This window comes from Pseudomonas sp. GW821-FHT05H12, assembly GCF_059419385.1.
Window position 1 is genome coordinate 39,455 of sequence record NZ_JBWKRS010000044.1, and the last position, 7,576, is coordinate 47,030.

The following is a 7,576-nucleotide window of genomic DNA, read 5'->3' on the forward strand; positions in this document are numbered from 1 at the left end:
TATTTCTCCGATGGTCCGCCAGAGCAACTTCCTTGAACTATCACCTGGGAGCGGGCCTCTGCTGTTTACAGGCCGCTGTTTCAAGGGCCGTTCAACTGCCAGGAGCCATCGCCATGATCCCGTTCGCCTGTGATGAAAAAAGCCCTGATCCCACGCAGGGGGAATAACCATGGCCCGTTCGATTAGTGCATCAGAACTGGGCATCGACCTCACGCCGGAAGACGACAACAGCCTGTTCAAGTGGTTTATCGCCAGCTTTCTCATGGGCAAGCGCATTCAAGCGCCCATCGCGGCCCAGGCTTATCGGGTGATTGTCGAGGAGGAGGGCTGCGATACGGCGCGCAAGCTGCAGCATTGCACCTCGGCTCAATTGGTCGCGATGCTCGGGCGTGCGCATTACGTGCGTTACGACGAGTCCACGGCGCAACGCCTGCTCGACCTGAGTGCCAGGTTGAATGCGCAATACGCGGGCAACATCACGCAGATGCGTGACGCCAGTGAAGACCGCCAGTCATTTGAAAAACGCCTTGCCGAATTCGATGGTGTGGGCCCCAAGACCATTGAGATTTTCATGCGCGATGCAGCCGCGGTGCTGTTTTGATTGCGCCGCTGTCAGTGGGCTGCGCCGGTTGGAGCTTGCCTCGGCAATCTGCGTCAGCCTTTGAAGGCGAAGGTACGCATTTGCAACGTTATGCAGCGCGCTTGAATGCGGTGGAAATCAACAGTTCATTTTACCGTCCACACCTGCCCAAGACCTATGAGCGCTGGGCCCAGTCGGTGCCATCGACGTTTCGTTTTTCAGTCAAGCTGCCCAGGCACATTACCCATGAACTGCGCTTGCAGCACTGCGAAACAGCGCTGGATGAGTTCATTGGGCAATGCCTGCACTTGGGTGAAAAACTGGGCTGCCTATTGGTGCAGTTGCCTCCCTCACTGAGCTATGAACCGGTGGTGGCCGCAATGTTTTTCGCCACACTGCGTCAGCGTTTTTCCGGCGCTGTCGTGCTTGAACCGCGTCACGCCAGTTGGCTCAAGGCCGAGGCATTGTTGGAGCGTTTCCAGGTAGCGCGGGTGGCTGCTGACCCTCCTGTGATCGAACACGGAGTGAGCCCGAGTGGATGGCAAGGCGTGCGCTATTGGCGCCTGCATGGTTCGCCGCACCTCTATCACAGCGCCTATGGCCCGGAGCGCGTGCAGGCGTTTGCGCGACGGCTCGACCCATCTGTTGCACATGGCATTCCCACATGGTGCATTTTTGATAACACCGCCAGCGGGCATGCGGTGGCCGATGCGCTGTGCCTACTCGACCTCTACCCGCAACACTTCCAAGCCTAACTGCTCGTAGGCCTCCACACTTGGCACATGCCATTCGGTGATCAGCGTATGGATGCGGTTGCACGGCGCCACCACAAAGGGTTCCACGGCGCCGAGTTTGTCTGCCATGGTCACGGCTACCACGTGGGAAGCACTGTCGAGCAGGGCTTGCTTGACCGCCACTTCATCGAAATGCAGCGAGCTGATGCCGATCTGCGGGTGCAGCGCGCACACGCCGGTAAACAGCAGGTCTGCCTTGACGCTCTCAATCAGCCGAACGGTTTCATGCCCACTGGTGGACAGGGTCGCCGGGTTGAGCTGGCCGCCCGCCACAATCACTTTTACGTTGGGATGATCCGCCAGTGCGATGGCAATCATCGGTGACGGCGTGACCACGGTCAGGCGGATGTTGCGTGGCAAGGACTGGGCGATTTTCAGGGTGGTCGAGCCGGAATCGAACAGCACGATCTGCCCGTCCTCCACACGGTCTGCGGCCAATTGCGCGAGCTGGCGCTTGGCGTCGTTGGTCTCGCCGACGCGGGTGAAGAAATCCTTGCCGGTGTCTTTGGGCCGGGGCAGGGCGCCGCCGTGGACACGTTGCAAAAGACCGGCTGCCGCAAGCTCGCCGAGGTCGCGGCGGATGGTGTCCTGGGACACGGCAAAATGCTCCACCAGTTCGGCGGCGGTGACTTTGCCGTCGCGCTCCAGCAGCAACAGGATCTTCTGTTTGCGCAACGAAGGCAGGTCGATTGCTTGATGGGTGTTTTGCATGTTTATGCGTCTTTTTGCGGGTTTGTGCGAGATTAGCCCTCGGGTGATGTAAACGCAATGGCTGGTTGTATCGCAGATCTACGCTTACTCTCTGTGTTCAGTTCAGGGAGAGGTGACCCCGATGTCGTTGATCACAACCATCGAAGACTTACGCAAGCTCGCGCAAAAACGTGTCCCAAGGATGTTTTACGACTACGCCGATTCCGGCTCCTGGACTGAAAGCACATACCGGGCTAATGAAAGCGATTTTGCCCAGATCAAATTCCGCCAGCGGGTGGCGCGCAACATCGATTCGCGCTCGATCCGCGCCACCATGATCGGCCAGGACATGGCCATGCCGGTGGCTCTGGCGCCGACCGGGTTGGCCGGCATGCAGCATGCCGACGGCGAGATCCTCACCGCCCGCGCCGCTGCCGCTTTTGGCCTGCGCTACACCTTGTCGACGATGAGTATCTGTTCACTGGAAGACATTGCCGAACACGTCGGCCAACCATTCTGGTTCCAGTTGTACGTGATGCGCGACCGCGCGTTTATCGAGCAATTGATCGAGCGCGCCAAGGCCGCAGGCGTGGACGCATTGGTGCTGACCCTGGACCTGCAGATCCTCGGGCAGCGTCACAAGGACTTGATCAATGGCTTGTCGGCGCCGCCCAAACTGACCTTGCCGAACATCCTCAACATGGCCACCAAACCGCGCTGGGTGATGGGCATGCTCGGCACTAAGCGCCGTGGTTTCGGCAATATCGTCGGGCATGTGAAAGGCGTGGCCGACATGAGTTCGTTGTCATCCTGGACCGCCCAGCAATTCGACCCGCGCCTGAGCTGGGACGATGTGGAGTGGATCAAGCAATGCTGGGGCGGCAAACTGATCATCAAGGGCATCCTCGATGTGGAAGATGCGCGGCTGGCGGCCGATTCCGGCGCCGATGCATTGGTGGTGAGCAACCACGGCGGCCGCCAGTTGGACGGCGCGCCGTCGAGCATCAGCCAGTTGCCGGCAATCGTCGAGGCCGTGGGCAAACGGATTGAAGTGTGGCTCGACGGTGGCATCCGCTCGGGGCAAGACGTGCTCAAGGCGATGGCACTGGGCGCAAAAGGTACCCTGATCGGGCGGCCGCATTTGTACGGTTTGGGTGCGATGGGCGAGGCGGGTGTGACCAAGGCGCTGGACATCATCGCCCGTGAGTTGGACGTGTCGATGGCGTTGTGCGGCTATAACGATATACGCGATGTGAACCGCGAAATTTTGCTGCCGGGTACATTTCCCGAAAGCATTTATTGAGCAAAAAAATCGTAAAAAAATAAAAAGAGTTGTCCACGAAAACCGTGGGTATCTCTGTGGATAACTTTACGAAGGCCCGGCAGGGTTGGCGATTTAACCCGCGGTTAATATTTGATCAACTGCCGGCGCGGGCCAGTATGGGCAGGGTTTGCGCTTGACAGCCAAGCGCAGACCGGGTGCCGAAAAGTGCTTTCAGGAGTCGCCGTTGCGACCTGTGGAGTGTGTCACCACCTGTGCTGGCACCTTCGTGCGCATCAGATTGTCCAGCGCCTGGCCATAGCTACGGCCTGCCAGGCTCATGCTGTTGTTGTGGCTGGCACCGGGCACCAGCAACAACCGCTTGGGGTCCTGGGCGGCATCAACCAATTGCTGGCTGAAACGCGGCGGTACATAGCGGTCGTCGAGACCGTGCACCACCAGCAGCGGCATGTGTACCTCGGCGATCTTGTCGATCGAATCGAACTTCTGCGACAGCAACCAGCGCACCGGCAACGAGGTGTTGGCGACTGCAGTGGCGACATCGGCCAGGGAGGTGAACGTGGACTCGATCACCAGCCCGCGCACCGGCACCGGGTTTTGTTTGCTCAACTCTGCAGCGAGGTCGATGGCCACGGCGCCGCCCAGTGAATGGCCGTAGAGCAGGCGCTTGCTTGGGTCGGGTTGCAGCACCTGGAAGCGTTCCCAGGCAATGCGTGCGTCTTCGTACACGCTGGTTTCCGAAGGCAGGTCGCCCTGGCTCTGGCCGAAACCGCGATAGTCGATGGCCAGCACCGAATAGCCCAGCGCGTGCAACTGCTCAATGCGAAACAGCTGCCCGGTGAGGTTCCAGCGCACGCCGTGTAGGTAGAGGATCGCCGGGGCGTCCTTCTTGTCTGCCGGCCACCACCAGCCGTGAATATTCTGCCCCGACTTGAAACTGGCGGGCTTGAGGTCGAACTCCTGCACCGCTTTCGGCAAGCCGGTGTACCAACCCGCCGTGCCCGGCTCGATGCGAAACACCAGCTCGCGCTCCTTGTGTTGCAACACCGCGCAACCCACCGGCAGGCCGACGATCAACAGCGCCATGCACAATAGGGGAAACCAGCGCAGGCTCAGGCGGGACATAAAACGAGATGACATGAAGGTTCCAGGACAAAGGCGAAGCACGGGTTTTACCAGATGGATTGCGCGGGCAGGAATTAATTCGACCACCGTCAGGGGCGATAGCTTGCAAAGTGTTACAGCATTGAACAAACCCGTCACGGGTTGTTAGGGTGGGCAGCCGAACAGGAGAGCACGTCTATGGATTTCACAGGAAAAACCGCGATTGTCACCGGTGGCGCACGCGGGTTGGGGCTCAGTTATGCACGAGCGCTGGCCATGGGCGGCGCCCGGGTGGTAATCAGTGACATCGGGGCCGATAAGGTGGGGGCAGGTGCCGACCCATCGGTGGTACAGCTCGCTGCCCAGGCGTTGCAGGCTGAAGGCCTGGCGGTGATCGGCGTAGCGGGCGACTTATCCCAGCAAGCGGGTTGCCGGCAACTGATCGCGCACACGATCGAGGCCTTCGGGCAGCTCGATATCCTGATCCACAACGCTGGCTGGGTGGGCTACCAAAACATCGAAGACCTCGACCCCGCGTTCCTGCAACGGGCCATGGATATCAACCTCTACGCGCCACTCTGGTTGTGCAAGCACGCCTGGCCGCACCTGCTGCGCTCCCGCTCACCGCGCATCATTCTCACCACCTCCGACCGCGCCATGTATGCGCAGTACGAGCAGACGGGGCTGGCGGCCTACAGTGCCGGCAAGATGGCGCAACTGGGCATCATGAATGCGCTGAGCCATGAGGGCGCGCCGGCCGGTATTCGCGTCAACGCGATCTCGCCGGTGGCCAAGACCCGCATGTGGGGCGTGACTGAAGAGCCGGACGAACTCAAGCCGGACTGGGTGACACCGGGCGTGGTATTCCTGGCCAGTGCGCAGTGCGACGACACGGGCTATATCTTGCGCGCCAGCAATGGCCAATTCACCGCGACGCGGTTCACGGAAAACCCCGGAGTGGATTACCCGCGCGATCTGGCGCGGGTAAAAGCGCACAGCGCCGAGGAAGTCGCCGCCGCCTGGTCGCGTATCAAGCAGGCGCCGGCTCAGACGGTTGCTGGCACCTGAACTCGATTGCGCCCCCGCGCTTTGGACGCGCACCACTATCCGTAGCGTCGGGATGTGCAGCATCATTTCCTTGAACCTGGAGAGATCCTTCGTGGAGCGCGATTGTAGCCGCAAGTGATCCGCTTGACGCTGGCCTTGGCGCAACCACATGCTCCACCTTCCACGCGCTAAGGACCGACCATGGACAACAGCCCCGTTCGCATCAACGCCGAAGAAACCCTCTCGGACAACTGGTACATCCTCAAGAAATACAGCTTCGACCTGCGCCGCCAGGACGGCACCTGGCAGGCCCAGACCCGCGAGGTCTACGACCGGGGCAATGGCGCGACCATCCTGTTGTACAACCGTGCGCAACGCACCGTGCTGTTGATCCGTCAGTTCCGCATGCCCACCTTCGTCAACGACTACCACGGCTACCTGATCGAAGCGGCGGCCGGTTTGCTCGACAACGCCAGCCCTGAAGAACGCATCCGCCTGGAGGCCGAAGAAGAGACCGGCTACCGCGTTCACCATGTGGAAAAAATCTACTCGGCCTTCATGAGCCCGGGGTCGGTCACCGAGCGCATTCACTTTTTCATCGGTGAGTACCAGCCAGGCGACCAGGTGGGCAGTGGCGGCGGCATCGAGGAAGAGGGCGAGGACATCGAAGTGCTGGAGCTGGGCTTCGAGCAGGCCTTGGCCATGGTGCAGAGCGGTGAGATTGTCGACGGCAAGACCCTCATGCTGTTGCAGTACCTGGAATTGCGCATGTTGAAAGAAGGCTGGTGATCGTCGATGCGTGGGTGGGCGTTGCTGTGGGTGTTGATCGCGGGCAGTAGCAGCGCTGCCGAGGGGTTCTACAGCTGGGACGGCCCGGTGCCGACGGTGCCAGGCAAGCTGCTGCGCAGCGAGGCCTTGACGCCGCCACATAGCCTGGCGTCGGCCGCGCAGAACCTGCGCATTCTTTATTCCTCCACCGACGGGCTCGACAACCGCACGCCCATCGCGGTGTCCGGTGCGCTGTTCGTGCCCAAGGGCACACCGCCTGCCGGTGGTTGGCCGCTGATGGCCTGGGCCCACGGCACGGTCGGCAGCGCTGACCGTTGTGCGCCGTCACTCAACGAGCGCAGCCCACGGGACACGCGCTACCTCAACTATTGGCTCGACCAGGGTTATGCGATTGTCGCCACTGACTATCAGGGGTTGGGCACGCCGGGTTTGCACCCTTACGGGCTGACTCGCCCGCTGGCCTATGGCGTGCTCGACAGCATCCGTGCGGTGGGTGGGGGGGATTTCAAACTGTCTCGGCGGGTGGTGGTGTTTGGCCAATCCCAGGGCGGCCGTGCGGCGTTCGCCACGGCGGTGTCGGCCAAGGCCTATGCACCGGAAGTGGAGATTGTCGGCGTGGTGGCGACGGGCACGCCTTATGCCTCGACCCACACCCACGGCAAAAGCCCTGAGCTTGAAGAGGCGCGTCGTTCGGTGGTGCCGACGTTTGCCTACAACCTGTTGCGGCTGAGTACGGTGGCGTTGCTTGATCCTTCCTTTGTGCCTGGCGATTACTTGGCTGATCAGGCGTTACCGGCGTTCAAGGCCAGCCAGGAGGATTGCTTGCATGCTATTGAGCAGCGGGTGGTGGCGGATGGGTTGACGTTCAATAACAGCTTCAAGCGTTCGCCCAAGGTGGCGCTGGAGCGGGTTTATCGTGAGTCGGCGTATCCCACGTTGAAAACCGATGTTCCGGTGTTTTTGGGGACGGGGGGTAAGGACCGTGATGTGTTTGTGCCGGGGCAGAAGGCGTTGGTGAGGGAGGCTTGCGGGGTGGGGGATCGGGTGGAGTGGCATTTTTATCCGGAGCTGGATCATTCGGGGACGGTGAATGGGTCGTTGGGGGATTCGACGGGGTTTGTTCGGCGGGCGTTTGGGGGGGAGGGGATTGGGGGGAATTGTCCGCGTTAATTTTGTTGGGGGGCATATCCGTTATTTGGGTGATGGCGGAGTGTGGTTCCGCCCTTACGGCGGGTCACTTTTGGAAAAGAGCCCCAAAAGTAACCAAAAGGGCTCTTGCCCCAACACTCG

General features: G+C 60.9%; 8 protein-coding genes. 6 read left to right on the forward strand and 2 right to left on the reverse strand.

What is annotated here, in order from left to right; translation table 11 throughout:
- Positions 1–169: 169 nt before the first annotated feature.
- Both AC07SU_RS27475 and AC07SU_RS27480 read left to right on the forward strand, forming a co-directional pair.
- On the forward strand, positions 170–601 hold the full coding sequence (locus AC07SU_RS27475; protein ID WP_494998846.1) for a DNA methylase: 432 nt from the start codon (positions 170–172) through the stop codon (positions 599–601).
- Positions 598–1,335 carry a DUF72 domain-containing protein gene (locus AC07SU_RS27480; protein ID WP_371319336.1) on the forward strand — a complete coding sequence of 246 codons (738 nt, stop codon included), beginning with the start codon at positions 598–600 and terminating at the stop codon, positions 1,333–1,335. Before AC07SU_RS27475 ends, AC07SU_RS27480 begins: the two co-directional genes overlap by 4 nt.
- Here AC07SU_RS27480 and AC07SU_RS27485 read toward each other — a convergent pair.
- Positions 1,300–2,085 carry a DeoR/GlpR family DNA-binding transcription regulator gene (locus AC07SU_RS27485; protein WP_176995701.1) on the reverse strand — a complete coding sequence of 262 codons (786 nt, stop codon included), beginning with the start codon at positions 2,083–2,085 and terminating at the stop codon, positions 1,300–1,302. The two genes, AC07SU_RS27480 and AC07SU_RS27485, sit on opposite strands and share 36 nt — an antisense overlap.
- A 121-nt stretch (positions 2,086–2,206) precedes the next feature.
- Here AC07SU_RS27485 and AC07SU_RS27490 point away from each other — a divergent pair, with 121 nt between their 5' ends.
- Positions 2,207–3,367 carry an alpha-hydroxy acid oxidase gene (locus AC07SU_RS27490; protein ID WP_176995702.1) on the forward strand — a complete coding sequence of 387 codons (1,161 nt, stop codon included), beginning with the start codon at positions 2,207–2,209 and terminating at the stop codon, positions 3,365–3,367.
- Positions 3,368–3,559: 192 nt separating this feature from the next.
- Here AC07SU_RS27490 and AC07SU_RS27495 read toward each other — a convergent pair whose 3' ends face one another.
- A complete protein-coding gene (locus tag AC07SU_RS27495; RefSeq protein ID WP_494998847.1) occupies positions 3,560–4,486 on the reverse strand; it encodes an alpha/beta hydrolase in 927 nt (308 codons plus the stop codon).
- 162 nt (positions 4,487–4,648) lie between these two features.
- On the opposite strand from AC07SU_RS27495, the gene AC07SU_RS27500 reads away from it, so the two are divergent.
- The 3 genes from AC07SU_RS27500 (at position 4,649) to AC07SU_RS27510 (ending at position 7,456) form a co-directional block, all read left to right on the forward strand.
- Positions 4,649–5,518 (forward strand): SDR family NAD(P)-dependent oxidoreductase, encoded by an 870-nt coding sequence (locus AC07SU_RS27500; RefSeq protein WP_494998848.1) that lies wholly within the window; start codon positions 4,649–4,651, stop codon positions 5,516–5,518.
- 180 nt (positions 5,519–5,698) lie between these two features.
- A complete protein-coding gene (locus tag AC07SU_RS27505; protein WP_178922128.1) occupies positions 5,699–6,286 on the forward strand; it encodes an NUDIX domain-containing protein in 588 nt (195 codons plus the stop codon).
- A 6-nt stretch (positions 6,287–6,292) separates the two neighbouring features.
- Positions 6,293–7,456 (forward strand): lipase family protein, encoded by a 1,164-nt coding sequence (locus AC07SU_RS27510; RefSeq protein ID WP_494998849.1) that lies wholly within the window; start codon positions 6,293–6,295, stop codon positions 7,454–7,456.
- Positions 7,457–7,576: the final 120 nt, after the last annotated feature.